The 14,941-nt window shown below is 67.6% G+C and carries 11 protein-coding genes; 4 read left to right on the top strand and 7 right to left on the bottom strand.

Annotated features, from left to right (window positions below):
* Positions 1-20 precede the first annotated feature (20 nt).
* Positions 21-2,798, bottom strand: a complete 2,778-nt coding sequence (locus OR37_RS05505; protein ID WP_035017020.1) for a TonB-dependent receptor — start codon at positions 2,796-2,798, stop codon at positions 21-23.
* Positions 2,799-3,018: 220 nt separating this feature from the next.
* Here OR37_RS05505 and OR37_RS05500 point away from each other — a divergent pair, with 220 nt between their 5' ends.
* Positions 3,019-3,786 (top strand): DeoR/GlpR family DNA-binding transcription regulator, encoded by a 768-nt coding sequence (locus OR37_RS05500; RefSeq protein ID WP_004616772.1) that lies wholly within the window; start codon positions 3,019-3,021, stop codon positions 3,784-3,786.
* Between the two features lie 121 nt (positions 3,787-3,907).
* Here the strand turns inward: OR37_RS05500 and OR37_RS05495 are convergent, their stop codons facing one another.
* Entirely contained in the window at positions 3,908-4,801 is an 894-nt protein-coding gene (locus tag OR37_RS05495) for a LysR family transcriptional regulator (RefSeq protein ID WP_004616771.1), read from the bottom strand.
* A gap of 100 nt (positions 4,802-4,901) precedes the next feature.
* On the opposite strand from OR37_RS05495, the gene OR37_RS05490 reads away from it, so the two are divergent.
* Positions 4,902-6,398, top strand: coding sequence for a CoA-acylating methylmalonate-semialdehyde dehydrogenase (locus tag OR37_RS05490; protein ID WP_004616769.1), 1,497 nt, complete (start codon positions 4,902-4,904; stop codon positions 6,396-6,398).
* A gap of 23 nt (positions 6,399-6,421) precedes the next feature.
* Positions 6,422-7,327, top strand: coding sequence for a 3-hydroxyisobutyrate dehydrogenase (mmsB, locus tag OR37_RS05485; RefSeq protein ID WP_004616767.1), 906 nt, complete (start codon positions 6,422-6,424; stop codon positions 7,325-7,327).
* 23 nt (positions 7,328-7,350) lie between these two features.
* Here the strand turns inward: mmsB and OR37_RS20670 are convergent, their stop codons facing one another.
* From OR37_RS20670 to OR37_RS05460, 5 genes are all read right to left on the bottom strand, one after another.
* A complete protein-coding gene (locus OR37_RS20670) occupies positions 7,351-7,755 on the bottom strand; it encodes a sigma factor-like helix-turn-helix DNA-binding protein (protein WP_054508511.1) in 405 nt (134 codons plus the stop codon).
* 106 nt (positions 7,756-7,861) lie between these two features.
* Complete coding sequence (locus OR37_RS05475; protein ID WP_004616765.1) at positions 7,862-8,434, bottom strand: cytochrome b; 573 nt, start codon at positions 8,432-8,434, stop codon at positions 7,862-7,864.
* Positions 8,435-8,447: 13 nt separating this feature from the next.
* Positions 8,448-9,827, bottom strand: a complete 1,380-nt coding sequence (locus OR37_RS05470; RefSeq protein ID WP_004616763.1) for an efflux transporter outer membrane subunit — start codon at positions 9,825-9,827, stop codon at positions 8,448-8,450.
* Positions 9,828-9,830: 3 nt separating this feature from the next.
* Positions 9,831-12,950, bottom strand: a complete 3,120-nt coding sequence (locus OR37_RS05465) for a multidrug efflux RND transporter permease subunit (RefSeq protein WP_004616761.1) — start codon at positions 12,948-12,950, stop codon at positions 9,831-9,833.
* Between the two features lie 4 nt (positions 12,951-12,954).
* On the bottom strand, positions 12,955-14,076 hold the full coding sequence (locus OR37_RS05460; RefSeq protein WP_004616758.1) for an efflux RND transporter periplasmic adaptor subunit: 1,122 nt from the start codon (positions 14,074-14,076) through the stop codon (positions 12,955-12,957).
* Between the two features lie 169 nt (positions 14,077-14,245).
* Here OR37_RS05460 and OR37_RS05455 point away from each other — a divergent pair, with 169 nt between their 5' ends.
* Positions 14,246-14,935 (top strand): response regulator, encoded by a 690-nt coding sequence (locus tag OR37_RS05455; RefSeq protein ID WP_004616755.1) that lies wholly within the window; start codon positions 14,246-14,248, stop codon positions 14,933-14,935.
* The last annotated feature ends 6 nt before the right edge of the window (positions 14,936-14,941 follow it).

The following is a 14,941-nucleotide window of genomic DNA, read 5'->3' as shown; positions in this document are numbered from 1 at the left end:
GATACGGGATCGCCGTGTCGTTAGAAGGTCTTCTTCAGCGTCAGCAGCGTGGTGCGGCCCGAGTCGACGACGTCGGACACCGCCAGGCTATGTTGGCCCACGTGCGCCCAGTAGCTGTAGTCCTTCAGCAGGTTGGCGACCGAGAGATCCAGCTTGAAGCCGTTGTCGAAGGCGTAGCCTGCGTGCAGGTCGACGCTGTGATGCGGCCGGACCCACAGATTGTCCCACTTTCCGGGCTGGTTGAGGGCGTCGTAGCCCGCCACATAGGCGCCGGTGTAGTGATAGATCACGTCAAAGCTGAAGCCGCCCTTCTGGTAGAAGAGCTGAGCGCTGCCCAGCCAGTCGGGCGCGTTCTGGATCCGGTTGTGGACGCCGTTCTGGATCCGGCTCTGGACGCTATCGCCCAGGTCGACCAGGGTCCATTGGCGCGTCAGGTTCATGCCCGCGCCGAGACCGCTGAGCAGGCCCGGCAGATCCGAGAACTTCTGGCGCAGCTGCATTTCCAGGCCATAGACGTCGCCGCTGCCGCCATTGTTCGGCTGGCTGATCGAGGTCTTGCCCTCGGCGTAGCTGTCGGTGTTCACCGAGCTCGAGCCATTGTCGTAGATGTAGTCCGAGAGGCGCTTGTAGAAGCCGCCGAACATGGCGTAGCCGCCCTTGGAATTGCTCCACTCGCCCGACAGATCCACGTTGAGGGCCTTGATCGGCTTCAGGTTCGGATTGCCGCGGGAGATCGAGACGTTGCCGTCGTCACTGACCGAGCGGCGCTCGCCGCCGGCCAACTGGATGAAGGCTGGACGCGTATAGGAGCTCCAGATCGACCCGCGATAGACCGCCGCGCCGTCGGGACGCCAGGTGACGAACACGCTAGGGAGGACTTCGTTGTACTTGGTGTGGCTGGTGGCCCAATTGCCGGGTTGTTCGCCGGCGCTCGTGGTCGGGATCGACCAGTAGAGATTGTCGATCTGGGTGTGTTCGTAGCGCAAGCCGGGCGAGATCTCGACGTCACCGAACTGATAGTCGGCCACGGCGTAGACCGAGGTGACGGCCTCGTCGCCCTTCTGGGTGTTGCAGTTGTAATTGTTGATGTCCAGCGAGCCGCAGGTGTCGAACGAGGCGGCGGTCTTGTACTTGTAGAAGTACTCGAACAGCTTGCTCTGATTGACCTTCGGAACACGCCAGTTGTACTGGCTCGGGAAAACTTGGTCGTAATAGCTGGTCGAGAGGCCCAGGCTCTGCCAGGTCAGGCCGCCCTGGCCGATGGCGTTGGCGAAATGGTCGTTGGTCCAGTCGCGGTTAGTCACGCGGCGGTGGCTGTCGATATACTTGCCGCCCAGCTTGATCCACTGCAGGGCCTGGCCTTCGAACACGCGCTTGGCGTCGAACTTGAAGCCGTATTTCTGCTGGCCGCTGAATTGCTCGGTCAACTGGCCGGAGCGGCGCGCCAGCAGGGCGGTGTTGGCGTTGTTGAGGTCGTCGTAGATCGTGCTGGTGAACAGCGGGTAGGGCAGGTTGTCGGCATAGCCGATCGACAGGCCGCCCAACGGACGGGTCGGACCCTTGTTGTACTTGTCGCTCTGGTTGACGCGCTCGGAGGCCTCGATGTGGTTCGGGCGGTCGTTGTTGCCTTCGCTGAAGAAGATCTGCGGCGACAGCGTCCAGGTGCCGAGGGTCTTGTCGAAGCCGGCTTGCAGGGTGGCGAGATCGGCCTCTTCCGGATTGGTCTCGTACCAGACGCGGGTCGAGATCGCGTCGACGCTCAGGGCGTAGCGGCCGCTGCCGGGGACGGCTTCCTTGTAGCTCTTGCTGGTGCTGACGAACTGGCTCAGCGTGGAGTTCTGCTGGGTCTTGGCGTAGGCGTAGGAGCCGCGCAGATAGGCGTCCAGCGTATCGTTCGGGCGCCAGTTCAGGGTGAAGTTGCCGCCCCAGCGCTCGGTATAGCCATTCGAGACCCCGACATTGAGGCCCGTCTGAGTCATGTTCTTTTCGGGGTCCAGACCGGGGTAGTTGGCGCCGTTGGCGTCCTTGATCAGGAAGCCCCAGCCGCCGTCGTTCTGCGCCGACATGACGCCGGCGACCTCGCTGTTGGCGTAGTTGCGCTTGTCATAGAAGGCGCTGGCGTAGACGCCGAAGCTCTGGTTCGGACCGAACTTCTTGGCCAGCTCGGCCGACAGACCGCCGCCCAGGCCCTGGTCGCCATAGTCGCGAGCGCGGCTCTCGATGCGGCCCGAGGCGGTGATGGAGCCGGTGAAGTCCCCGCGATAGTCGAAGGCCGAGGGGGTGCGGAAATCGACCGTGCCGCCGATGGCGTCGCCGTCCATGTCGGCGGTCGAGGTCTTGTTCAGCACGATGGTGTGCAGGCCGGACGGCGGCAGCAGGCTCAGCTGGACCTGGCGGCTGTAGGGCATGCCCTGGGCCACGGTCACGCCGTTGATCATGTTGACGTTGAACTCGGCGTTCAGGCCGCGGATCGACACGAACATGCCCTCGCCGCGCGAGGCGCCGTCTACGCCGCCGAAGAACGACGAACCGGTGTTCATCACGTTGACGCTGGGCATCATGCCCAGGGCTTCGGCGACATTGTGCACGGCGGTGTGTTCGAGGTCTTCCGCCGACAGCACCGAGATCGCGGTCGCGGCGCGCATCTGTGTCTTGGTCGCGTCGTTGCGGTTGGCGACGATCACCAGGGAGTCGATGGTCTCGGAAGGCTCGGCCGTGGCCGCCACCGCCGCCGTCTCGGCATGGGCGGCGCTCGCGCTGATCAGGCCGAACACACTCGCCAGGAGGGCCGCCTTCATCGATCCGCTGGCGCGCCCGCGCGCGCTTTCGCCATTCAACCTGATCATCATAACCCCCAGAACTCGTCAGCCTTTCGCGACGGCGGGGGTCTTAGTCAGGGTCTGAGACAGGGTTGTGACATTGGTGTGCATTTTGGGCTAAATATGCGAAGGTGGCCTTGAGTTTTCCACACAAAAGGCTCAAGATTCGCGCATCTCGTTGATGGATATGGAGGAATGGATGGTCCGGCGTGAGGATCGGCAGCGAGAGATCCTGCGCAAGCTCAAGCTGCGGCCCGGCGAGAACCACGCCATCGGTCGGCTGGCTCAGGATCTCGAGGTCTCCGAGGAGACCATCCGCCGCGAACTGCGGGTTCTTGAGGCGCGGGGAGCGGTCGTCTGGACGCACGGCGCGGTTCAGCTGGCCGCCGCGTCCAGCGAAGGGCCTCTGGACCGGAGAATGCAGGAGAACGTCGCCGAGAAGACGCGCATCGCCGCCGCCGCCGCCGAGTTCGTGCGCGACGGCGACATCGTCTTCATCGACGCGGGAACCACCGCCTGTTTCGTCGCTCGGGTTCTCGCGGGCGCCCGTCGCGATCTGAAGGTCATCACCAATTCCCTGGTTGTGGCCGAGACCCTTGGGGGCCGAAACGGAAACGCCCTGTTCCTGGCCGGCGGCGAGATGGACTACGACTACAGGGCGTTTTCGGACCAAGTGGCTCAGGCCTATGTCGCCCAGTTCACGCCGCACCTGGCCATTCTGACGGTCGGAGGCGTGCATCCCGACCATGGTCTGACCGACCGGCACGCGCGCGAGGCCGCGATGAGCCGAATTGTCTACGAGCGCGCCGACCGGGTCCTTCTCGCCGCCGACCACACCAAGTTCGGCCGTCTGGGACTGATCCGCACCGCGTCTCCCGAGGAGGTCGACATCCTGGTGACCGACGCGCCGCTGGACGAAGCCTTCGCCCAGGCATTCCGCCGCGCGACCGTCGTCATCGCGCCTTAGAGCCTGTCCGCTTCAAAAGGTGTCATCTGAAGCGAATAGACAGACTATAAATTCAGATATTTAGAGCGCGTTCGAGCGATTTGGCCGCTCACGCTTAAACCTGACGCGCTCTAGGAAAGAGCTATCTCCCCGCCTGATCGGCTGGCGCGCGCAGCCGCCCGGTCTCGCGCGCGCACAGCGTCTTGAGCCACTGGCGGACCAAGCGCACGCGCTTGGCGCCGCTGACCTCGTGGTGGGCGCTGAGCCAGAAGCGACGACGCAATCGCACCTCGCCCGGCAACACGCGCCTCAGCCCATCGGCCAGGAAGCAGGGCAGGACGCCGACGCCACCGCCCGCGGCGATGATTTCGCGCTGGGCCCGGATCGACGAGCTGGCCAGATGGGGCTTCAGCCCCGGGGCGATCTCGTCGAGATAGCGCAGTTCCTGGGCATAGAGCAGGTCGTCGACATAGCCGACGATCCGATGGCCATGCAGCTCGTCGACCGTCCGAGGCGCGCCGTGCGCCGCCAGATAGTCGTCGGCGGCGTAGAGCGCCAAGTCGTAGTCGGTCAGCGGCTCGACATCCAGCCGCGCGGCGTTGGGCGCGCTGAGCGTCACGGCCAGGTCGACCTCGCGACGGCTGGGCGAGAGAAAGCCTGAATTGGCCGCGAGCTCCACCCGGATCGTCGGCGCTTCCGCGGCCAGGTCCACCAAGGCCGGGGCCAGGATCACGGACCCGAAGCCCTCGGCGGCGCTGATCCGGACCGTGCCGACCGGTTGGTCCTGGCCGACCTCGGCCGCGGCGCCCATCGCCGTCTCGGCCTGCGTCACCGCTCGCAGGAACGACTGGCCGGCTGACGTCAGCTCTAATCCCGTGGCGGACCGAGCCAGCAAGGTGGCCTTCAGGGCGGATTCGAGCCGCGATACGCGTCGCCCAACCGTCGCCGGATCGATCCCCAGGCGCAGCGCCGCACGGTTCAGGGAGCCGGTGCGGGCGGCCTCGAGGAAGACGCGCGCGTCATCCCAGTCGAACATGGTATTGCATCCATACAGATCTTGCCCCGCATTTTTGCATTAGCAGGCGGCGAGCGTCCGGTGCTAGGCCTTGGTTCAACGAAAGATCAGGGAGACGGCGATGCGGACCATCAGCCATTTCATCGCGGGCGCGGCCGTCGAGGGCGCTTCCGGCCGGTTCGGCGATGTTTTCAATCCCAACACCGGCGAGGTCCAGGCCCGCGTTCCGTTCGCGACCGACGTCGAGCTGGACGTCGCCGTCCAGGCGGCCGCCAGGGCGCAGGTGGAGTGGGCGGCGACCAACCCGCAGCGCCGCGCCCGGGTGATGTTCGAGTTCAAGCGTCTGATCGAGCGCGACATGAACGTCCTGGCCGAGATTCTGTCGTCCGAGCACGGCAAGGTCATCGCCGACAGCAAGGGCGACGTTCAACGCGGTCTTGAGGTCATCGAGTTCGCCTGCGGCATCCCCCATGTCCTGAAGGGCGAATATACCGAGGGCGCCGGCCCCGGCATCGACGTCTATTCGATGCGTCAGCCCCTGGGCGTTGTCGCGGGGATCACCCCGTTCAACTTCCCGGCCATGATCCCCATGTGGATGTTCGGCATCGCCATCGCGGTCGGCAACAGCTTCATCCTCAAGCCGTCGGAGAAGGATCCGACCGTGCCGGTCAAGCTGGCCGAGCTGATGATGGAAGCGGGCGCTCCGGCGGGCGTGCTGAACGTCGTCCATGGCGACAAGAACGCGGTCGACGCCATCCTGACCCATCCGCTGATCCGCGCGGTCAGCTTCGTCGGCAGCTCCGACATCGCGCATTATGTCTACCAGACCGGCACGGCGAACGGAAAACGCGTCCAGGCCATGGGCGGGGCCAAGAACCACGGAATCGTGCTGCCCGACGCGGACATGGACCAGGTGGTCAAGGACCTGTCGGGCGCGGCCTTCGGCTCGGCCGGAGAGCGCTGCATGGCGCTGCCGGTGGTCGTGCCGGTCGGTCAGAAGACCGCCGACGACCTGCGCGAACGCGTGGTCGCCGAGATCGCGAGTCTTAAAGTGGGGATTTCCACCGATCCGGACGCGCATTATGGGCCGGTCGTCTCCAGCCAGCATCGCGCCAAGATCGCCGACTACATCCGTATCGGCCAGGAAGAGGGCGCCGAGCTGGTGGTCGATGGCCGCGACTTCAGTCTGCAGGGCTACGAGAAGGGCTTCTTCATCGGCCCGTCGCTCTTCGACGGCGTCAAGAAGGACATGAAGACCTACCAGGAGGAGATCTTCGGCCCGGTCCTCCAGATCGTGCGCGCCGAGAGCTTCGAGGAGGCCTTGGCCCTGCCGTCCGCGCACCAGTACGGCAATGGCGCGGCGATCTTCACCCGTAACGGCCGCGCCGCTCGGGAGTTCGCCGCCCGCGTCAATGTCGGCATGGTCGGGATCAATGTGCCGATCCCGGTGCCGGTGGCCTATCACACCTTCGGCGGCTGGAAGCGCTCGGCGTTCGGCGACACCAACCAGCACGGCGTCGAGGGCGTGAAGTTCTACACCAAGGTCAAGACCGTGACGGCGCGTTGGCCCGAAGGCGAGGTCGGCGACTCCAGCTTCGTCATCCCGACCATGAAGTGATCCATCCTCAAGGACTGAACGCCATGCAGACGATCGCCTTCATCGGTCTGGGCAATATGGGGGGCGGCATGGCCGCCCGCCAAGCTGCGGCGGGGCGCCAGGTTCGCGCCTTCGACCTAAGCGAAGCGGCGCTGGCCCGCGCGGTCGCGGCCGGTTGCCTGGCCGCCGACAGCGTCGCGGCCGCCGTCGCCGACGCGGACGTGGTGATCACCATGCTGCCGGCGGGACCCCAGGTCGAACAGGTCTATCGCGAGCAGGTGTTCGGGGCCGCGCGCGCCGGCGCGCTGCTGCTCGACTGCTCGACCATCGACGTCGACACCGCCCGGCGGGTCGCGCGCGCGGCCAGCGAGGCGGGCTTCGTCTTCGCCGACGCGCCCGTCTCGGGCGGCACGGCGGCCGCCGAGGCCGGAACCCTGGCCTTCATGGTCGGCTGCGAGGAAGGCCATCTGCCAGCCGTCGAAATCGCGCTGGCGCCGATGAGCCGCGTCACGATCCGCGCCGGCGACTGGGGCGCGGGGCAAGCCGCCAAGATCTGCAACAACATGCTGCTGGGCGTCAGCATGATCGGCACGTGCGAAGCCATCGCGCTCGCCGAGAAGCTGGGCCTGGATCCCGAGCGGTTCTTCGAGATCGCCTCGAAGTCCTCGGGCCAGTGCTGGAGCGTGACCAGCTATTATCCCTGGCCGGGACCGGTGCCGGCCGCGCCGTCCAACCGTGACTATCAGGGCGGCTTCGCCACGGCGATGATGCTCAAGGACCTGAAGCTGGCCCAGGAGGCGGCGGCCCGCGCCGGCGCCAGCACGCCCATGGGGGCTCAGGCGGAGGCGCTCTACGCGCTCTTCGCCGGTCTTGGTCACGGCGGCCGCGACTTTTCGGCCATGCTGGCCTTGCTGCGAGGTCAACTCGCTACTCTGGAAGCGAGCGCCTAAGGGCCGCCTCGCGGACGGCGCGTTCAGGTGGCCTCGCCGTCTTGCTGTTGACGCGCTCGAAGAAGGCGCGTGATCGCTTGGCCGATGAGTATTTCCACCGCGCGCCGCGACAGGCCGAGCCGGTCGGCGATTTCGGTTTGGGTCAAACCCTCGAACCGATGCAGCCGGAATACTTGTCGCGTCATAGGGGGCAGGGTGTCGAGGGTTCGAACCCAGGAGGGGTCTCCGGCCGCCGCGCGCGGGCGATCGCGCAGAAGGCTCGACGCTAGGCGGTAGAGCCGGACCGACGGATCCTCGATCGCCTCGCCATCCGCTTGCCGGGCCTTGTCGAGAAGCCGCCGCATCAGGGTTTCGACGTCTTCCCGCCCGCCGGTTCGAGCGCGAAAGAAGCGCCGCATCTCCTCCCGCCGCGCCAAATAGGCGAGCATCAGCGGTGATCGTGGCGTGTTCATCGGCGCTGGCTGTTCGGGCCGGAAGGCCGGACGCGGGATGTTGTTCGCGGCCCGCGGAAGCGGGTTGTGGAGGGGCGCGGCGTCACAGCATACGGCCCAACACGTCGCTGTCTCCGCCGCGATCAAGGAGACGGTGCTTCAACGCTCCGATCACGTGCAGCGCGATCAGACCCAGCAGCGTGTAGGCCAGGATCCGATGCAGCCATTGGAAAGCGGCGAAGCCGAGACCGCTCTTGGGGAGGAGCTCGGGCAGCTTCATGAAAAGGAAGGGCACGCCGTCGCTGTCGACATAGGTGCTGGACATCGCGTAGCCCATCAGCGGCACGAGTACGGCCAGCACCAGCAGGGCGTGGTGCGTGACGTGGGATAGGACGGCTTCCCGGCGCGCGAGCCCCACCGGGGCGGCCGGACGGGAAGCGCGCGCGCGAACGATCATCGCGACGATGGCGATGATGAAGACGGTGACGCCCAGCTGTTTATGCACCGGGTAGAGCATGAACTTCATGGGCGCCGCGTCGGGAAGGGCGGTCATGAACCAGCCGAGGGCGATCAGGCCCAAGAGCATCATCGCGCGCAGCCAGTGCAGACCCCGCATGGCGAAGGGATAGCGCTGGGGCGTCGCGTCGCGGTTTGGAACGGATGTCTTGGCGTTCACGGGTCTTTCTCCGTCAAACCGTCGGGTCTAGCCCGCCGCCGAGCGCGGCATAGAGCGTGACCATGGCGGCGAGTTGGTCGTGTCTGAGCGACAGCAGCGATTGCCGCGCGGCGTAGTGGGCGCGCTGCGCGTCAAGCAGTTCCAGCCGCCCGTCCAGCCCGGCGCGATAGCGAAGGTCGGATAGGCGCAGGCGTCGCCGCGCGGCGTCGACCACGCCCTCCTCGACATGTACTTGGCTGGCGAAGGTGGCCTGGGCGGCGAGGCCGTCGGCCACCTCCCGAAACGCGGACTGGATCTGGCGCTCATAGGCGGCGACGGCGATCGACTTGCGCGCCTCGCTCAAGGTCACGGCGCCGCGCAACTGCCCGCTTCTGAAGATCGGCTGGGTGATCTGCGGCGTGAATGACCATGCCCGGCTCCCATGATCGAAGAGGGCGCCGAGATCCGAACTGGCCGCGCCGAACGCCCCGGTCAGGGATATCCTGGGCAGCAAGGCCGCGCGGGCGGCGCCAACATCGGCGTTGGCGGCGCGCAGCATATGCTCGGCCTGGGCGATGTCGGGACGCAGGGTCAACAGATCGGCGGGAAGACCGGGCCGCAGCTGTGTTGGGAGCGGCTGATCTGCCAAGGGCATCGCGGCGGGCAGCGAGGCGGGCGTCGGCGCGCCGACGACCAGCTCCAGGGCGTTGCGAGCCCGGGCCGAGGCGCGGCGGCCGGCCTCCCGGTCGGCCTCCGCCTGGCGGACCAGCCCTTCGGCCTGGGCGACGTCAAGACCGCCCGCCTGAGAGGCCGCCTTGAGCCGCCGCGCGATGTCGAGCGAGGTCCGCCAGTCCGCCAGGGTCGCCTCGGTCAGCGCCAACTGCTCCTCGGCGAGCCGTTCGTCGAGATAGGCGGTCGCGACGGCGGAGATCAGCGCGATGCGCGCGGCGCGCGCGCCGGTCTCGCTGGCCAGGTAACGCTGATAGGCGGCGTTGGACTGGGCCCTAAGGCGCCCGAACAGGTCCAGCTCGAAGGCCGTCAGCCCCAGATTGGCCGCGTAGGTATCCGAGCGGCCCTGGGTCGGCGAGCGCTCCTGGGCGCGCGACAGGTTGGCGTCGAGGCTGGGACCCAAGGCGGCGCTGGCCAGGCGGCGCTCGGCGCGCGCGGCCTCGACGTTCAGCAGGGCGGCGCGAAGGTCCCGGTTCTGGTGTAGGGCGCGGTCGATCAGGGCCCGCAGCCGGGGATCGCCATAGACTTGCCGCCAGTCCAGCGACCTGGCCTCGGGAATGTCCGCCGCCACCCCGCCCTCGACGACGGGATAGGTCGCGGCCACCGGCGCGGCCGGAATGTCGAGGCGAGGGGTGACGGAACAGCCGCCGAGCAGCACGGCGCCGCAGATCATCATAAGGCGCATCGATCAGGCCTCCGCCGCCGGAGCGGCCTTTCGGGGCGTGGACAAGCGCTCGGCCGCGCCGATGACCACGACGAAGAAGACGGGAACCAGGACGATCGTCAGCAGGGTGCCGGTGATCATCCCGCCGAAGACGCCGGTGCCGATGGCGTGTTGGGTCTCGGCGCTGGCGCCCGAGGCGATGACCAGGGGAACGACGCCCAGGGTGAAGGCCAGGCTGGTCATCAGGATCGGGCGCAGGCGAAGCTTGGCGGCGTGGATGGCCGCTTCGGTCAGGCCCATGCCCTTGGCGCGGTTGGCCTTGGCGAACTCGACGATCAGGATGGCGTTCTTGGCCGACAGACCGATGATGGTGATCAGCCCGACCTTGAAGAAGACATCGTTGGGCAAGCCCCTGAGCATCACCGCCGCCAAGGCGCCGATCAGACCCAGCGGAATGGCCAGCATGACCGACAGCGGGATCGACCAGCTCTCGTAAAGCGCGGCCAGCACCAGGAAGACGACCAGCATCGACAGGGCGAGCAGGGCCAGGGCTTGCGCGCCCGCCAGCTTTTCCTGCAGCGACTGTCCGGTCCAGGCGATGGCGTAGCCTCGGGGAAGCTGGGCGGCCAAACGCTCCATCTCCGCCATGGCTTGCCCGCTGGAGGCGCCCGGCGCGGGCCAACCCGTCAAACGAACCGACGGATAGCCGTTGAAGCGCGTCATCTGCGCCGGGGCCTTGGTCCAGGCCGGACTCACCACCTCGGACAGCGCGACCATCCCGCCGGTGTCGTTGCGGACATAGAGCTTGAGCACGTCGCCGAGCTGCATCCGGAAAGGCGCGTCGGCCTGAACGATCACCTGCTGCAAGCGCCCAGCGTTGGCGAAGTCGTTGACGTAGCTGGAGCCCAGGGCGGTGGACAGGGTGTCGGCGATCGCCGCGAAGGACACGCCCAACGCCTGAGCCTTTTGACGGTCGATATCCAACCGCACGGTCGAGCCGGGTGGCAGGCCCTCGGGATAGACGCCGGTCACCAGCTTGCTGTCGGCGGCCAGGGCCAACAGGCGGGCCTGGGCTTGCGCCAGCGCTTCGGGACCGCGATTGGCGTGGTCTTGCAGAGCGAGCGTGAACCCGGACGAGTTGCCCAGCTCGTCGATCGAGGGCGGCATCAGCGACATGATCTCGCCCTCGCGCTGGGTCTTCATGGCCTCGGTCGCGGCCTGGACCTCGCTGGCGCTTGTCGCGCCGTCGCGCGTCTTCCAGTCCTTGAGCATCGAGAAGATCATCGCCGTGTTCGGGCCCTGGCCGGCGAAGCTGAAGCCGGTGACGGCCTGGGTCGTTTCGATCGCGGGGCGCGTGCGGGCGTAGTGCTCGAAGCGCGAGACCGCTTCGCGCGTGCGCCGCGCCGTGGCGTCGGCCGGCAACTGGAAGGACGTGATGAAATAGCCCTGATCCTCCTCGGGGAGGAAGGCGGACGGTAGGACCAGGAACGCGCCCGCCGTGACGGCGACGACCACGCCGAACGCGGCCATCGCGCGGCCGCCGCGCCGCAGCACCTTCCCCAACAGACGCTCGTAGCCGTCGGTCAGGCGCTCGAAGTGTCGGTCGAACCAGCCGAAGAAGCCCGTCTTCGGCGCGTGGCGGTCGACGGGCTTGAGCAAGGTCGCGCAAAGGGCGGGCGTTAGCGACAGCGCCAGGAAGGCCGAGAACAGGATAGAGACCGCCATCGACAGGGTGAACTGCCGATAGATCGCGCCGACCGAACCATCGGCCAGGGCCATGGGAATGAAGACAGCCGCCAGCACGGCGGTGATGCCGATGATGGCGCCGGTCATCTCCGACATGGCCTTGCGCGTCGCTTCCTTGGGCGACAGGCCCTCCGTGGCCATGATCCGCTCGACCGCCTCGACCACGACGATGGCGTCGTCGACGATGATGCCGATCGCCAGCACCATGCCGAACATGGTCAGCACGTTGATCGAAAAGCCCGCCGCCAGCATCACCGTGAACGCGCCCAGCAGGGCGATCGGCGCGACGATGGCGGGGATCAGGGTGTAACGGACCTTTCCCAGGAACAGGAACATCACCAGGAACACCAGGGCCATCGCCTCGGCCAGGGTCTGGACGACCTTCTCGATCGAGACGCGGACGAACGGCGCGGTGTTGAAAGGAATGGCCAGCTTCATGCCCGGAGGCGTGGACTTTTGCAGGTCGTCGAGGCGGGCCTGGATCGCCGCGGCGGTCCGCACCGCGTTGCCGCCGGGCGAAAGCTGAACGCCCAGGGCCGTGGCCGGCTGGCCGTTCTCACGCGTGGCGAAGTTGAAGTTCGCCGAGTTCAGTTCGATGCGGGCGACGTCGCCCAGGGTGACGCGCGACCCGGAGGTGTTGGCGCGCAGCACGATGGCGGCGAATTGTTCGACGGTCTGGAGCTGGCCGTTGGCGGTCAGCGGCACGGTCACCCGCTGATCCATGACCGTCGGCTCGCCGCCCAGCACGCCGGGCGCCAGTTGCTGGTTCTGCGCCGCGATCGCCGCCGTGACGTCGCTCAGCGCGAGATTGAAGCCGGTCAGCTTGTTCGGATCGATCCAGATCCGCATGGCGCGCTCGGAGCCGAACATCTGCACCCGACCGACGCCAGGAACGCGCTTCAACTCGTCGGCGATGTTGCGGACCATGTAGTCGCTGAGGGCGACCTCGTCGTCGCGCCCGTCGACACTCCGTAGGCTGACCATCATCAGGAAATTGGACGCGGCGCTCTCGACGCTGACGCCGGTCTGGCGAACGGTCTGGGGCAGGCGAGGCTCGACGGTCTTCAGCCGGTTCTGAACGTCGACCTGGGCCAGCTCGGGATTCGTGCCCGGTTTGAAGGTGGCCGTGATCGTGGCCGAGCCGGACGTGTCGGTCGAGGACTCGAAATAGAGCAGATTCTTGACGCTGGAGAGCTCGCGCTCGATCAGGCTCACGACGGAGTCGTTCATGGCCTGGGGCGTCGCGCCGGGATAGCTGGCGTAGATGCTGACGGTCGGCGGCGCGACGACGGGATAGCGCGCCACGGGCAGGCGGGGGATCGCCATCAGGCCGGCCAGGACGATCGCGATGGCGATGACCCAGGCGAAGATCGGCCGTTCGATGAAGAACTTCGGCATTGGCCTAGCGCCCCGCCATCTGGAACGGAACGGCCTTGACCAGGACGCCGGCGGAGACGCGGTCTTGCCCCTCGACGATCACCCGGTCGCCGGCCTTTAGGCCGCGCGTCACCACATAGCGGCCGCCCACGACATCGCCGACCTCGACGGCGCGGGTCTCGACCCGGCCCTTGGCGTTCACAAGGCTGACGATCGGCTTGCCGCCGCTGTCGCGCAGCACGGCCTGCTGGGGCGTCAGCACCGCGTTCTGGATCGGCGCGCGCGGCAATCGGGCGCGGACGAACATCCCGGGAAGCAGCGCGCGGTCGGGATTGTCGATCTGGACGCGCGCCACCGCGTCGCCCGTCGCCGGATCCACCGTGACGCCCGAAAACAGGATCCTGCCCTTGCGCGGATAGGGCGCGCCTGAAGGGGTCAGGATCTCCACTTCGCGACCCGCGCCGCCGCCCGTCATGGCGCGCAGGGCCTCAAGGCGCGCGGAGGGTTGGCGCACGTCGATATAGACCTGGTCGATCTGCTGGACGGTGGCCATCGGACCGCCTCCGCCGGCGGCGACCAGCGCGCCTTCGGTGACCTGCGCCTCGCCGATCCGGCCGGAAATCGGCGCGGTGACGGTCGCGAAACTCAGCTCGACGCCGCGACGTCGCAGCGTCGCGCGGGCCGCGTCCAGATCCGCCTCCGCCTGGATCTTGGCCGACACCGCGTCGTCATAGCTCTGGCGACTGATGGCGTCGGCCTCCACCAGCGGCCCCAGGCGCGAGACCTGGGCCTTGGCGCGATCAGCGACCGCGATGGCGCGAGAAAGCGCGGCCTGGGCGCCGGCGGCCTCGGCTTGGTAAGGCGCGGGATCGATCTGGAACAGCGGCTGGCCGGCGCGGACTTCGCCGCCCTGCGTGAAGAGCCGCCGTCGCACGACGCCGGACACCTGAGGACGGATCTCCGCGGTCCGGAACGCCACCACGCGGGCGGGCAGGTCGTCGACCGGCGTCACGGTCACTAGCTCGGCCGCGGCCACGGCGACCTCGGGCGGCGGCGCGCTCGCGCCGACCTCGCGCCGACCGCAGGCGGCCAAGGTCGAGGCGCTCAGGATCAGGGTCGCGGCGAGGCGAAGACGATGGCGGTGCATGAAAGGGGCGGCTCCCGAGACGCGCCTTTCGAAGGCGCCGGCGGCCTATGCCCGAGGGGGGCTGCGCGTTCGTGGAGACTATGTTGCGACTTCGTGGAGGGCGCTGGCGCGGGGCGCGGAACGATGATTAGTGCCTGGACCATTCGGTCGCGGCCCCATTGGAGACCTCGTGAACGCCCTGGTTCTGATCGTCGAGGACGAGCCCGAGATCGCCGAGATCCTCGTGGGCTATCTGGAGCGCGAGGGGTTCAGGACCGTCTCCGCGCGGGACGGCCAGACGGCGGTCGAGCTGCATCAGGCGCTCCGCCCCGACATCGTGTTGCTCGACGTGGGGCTGCCCAAGCTGGACGGCTGGGAGGTCCTGGCGCGGCTCCGCCTGCGCGGCGCGACGCCGGTGATCATGCTGACCGCCCTGGACCAGGATCTGGACAAGCTGCAGGCGCTGCGGATCGGGGCCGATGACTATGTCGTCAAGCCCTTCAACCCGCTGGAGGTGGCCGCTCGCGCCAAGGCCGTGCTGCGCCGCGCATCCGGGCGAGACACAGCGTCGGTGGCGCGGGCGGGCCTTCTGGATGTCGATCCCGTCAATCACATCGCCACGGTGAACGCCCCGGACGGTCCGCGCCGTCTGGCCCTGACCCTGACGGAATTTCGGTTGCTGCTGCACATGGCTCAGGCGCCGATGCGGCTCTATACGCGCGCCGAGTTGCTGGACGCCTGCCTGTCGGGCGGTGACGCGCTGGAGCGGACCGTCGACAGCCACTTGAGCAAGCTGCGCAAGAAGCTCGAAGCCGCCGGCGCGCCAGGGATGCTCGGCAACGTGCGGGGGCTGGGCTATCGCCTGATGGGGGACCAATGAAAGCGC

The organism is Caulobacter vibrioides OR37, from assembly GCF_000372645.1.
Lineage (GTDB): Bacteria > Pseudomonadota > Alphaproteobacteria > Caulobacterales > Caulobacteraceae > Caulobacter > Caulobacter vibrioides_E.
This window is presented reverse-complemented; position numbering and strand designations above follow the sequence as displayed.

Bases quoted from the DNA above. Each gene is read 5' to 3' on its own strand.
- OR37_RS05470 (WP_004616763.1), bottom strand. From the start codon at position 9,827: ATGCGCCTTATGATGATCTGCGGCGCCGTGCTGCTCGGCGGCTGTTCC.
- OR37_RS05495 (WP_004616771.1), bottom strand. From the start codon at position 4,801: ATGTTCGACTGGGATGACGCGCGCGTCTTCCTCGAGGCCGCCCGCACC.
- OR37_RS05490 (WP_004616769.1), top strand. From the start codon at position 4,902: ATGCGGACCATCAGCCATTTCATCGCGGGCGCGGCCGTCGAGGGCGCT.
- mmsB (WP_004616767.1), top strand. From the start codon at position 6,422: ATGCAGACGATCGCCTTCATCGGTCTGGGCAATATGGGGGGCGGCATG.
- OR37_RS20670 (WP_054508511.1), bottom strand. From the start codon at position 7,755: ATGCTCGCCTATTTGGCGCGGCGGGAGGAGATGCGGCGCTTCTTTCGC.
- OR37_RS05500 (WP_004616772.1), top strand. From the start codon at position 3,019: ATGGTCCGGCGTGAGGATCGGCAGCGAGAGATCCTGCGCAAGCTCAAG.
- OR37_RS05465 (WP_004616761.1), bottom strand. From the start codon at position 12,950: ATGCCGAAGTTCTTCATCGAACGGCCGATCTTCGCCTGGGTCATCGCC.
- OR37_RS05460 (WP_004616758.1), bottom strand. From the start codon at position 14,076: ATGCACCGCCATCGTCTTCGCCTCGCCGCGACCCTGATCCTGAGCGCC.
- OR37_RS05505 (WP_035017020.1), bottom strand. From the start codon at position 2,798: ATGAAGGCGGCCCTCCTGGCGAGTGTGTTCGGCCTGATCAGCGCGAGC.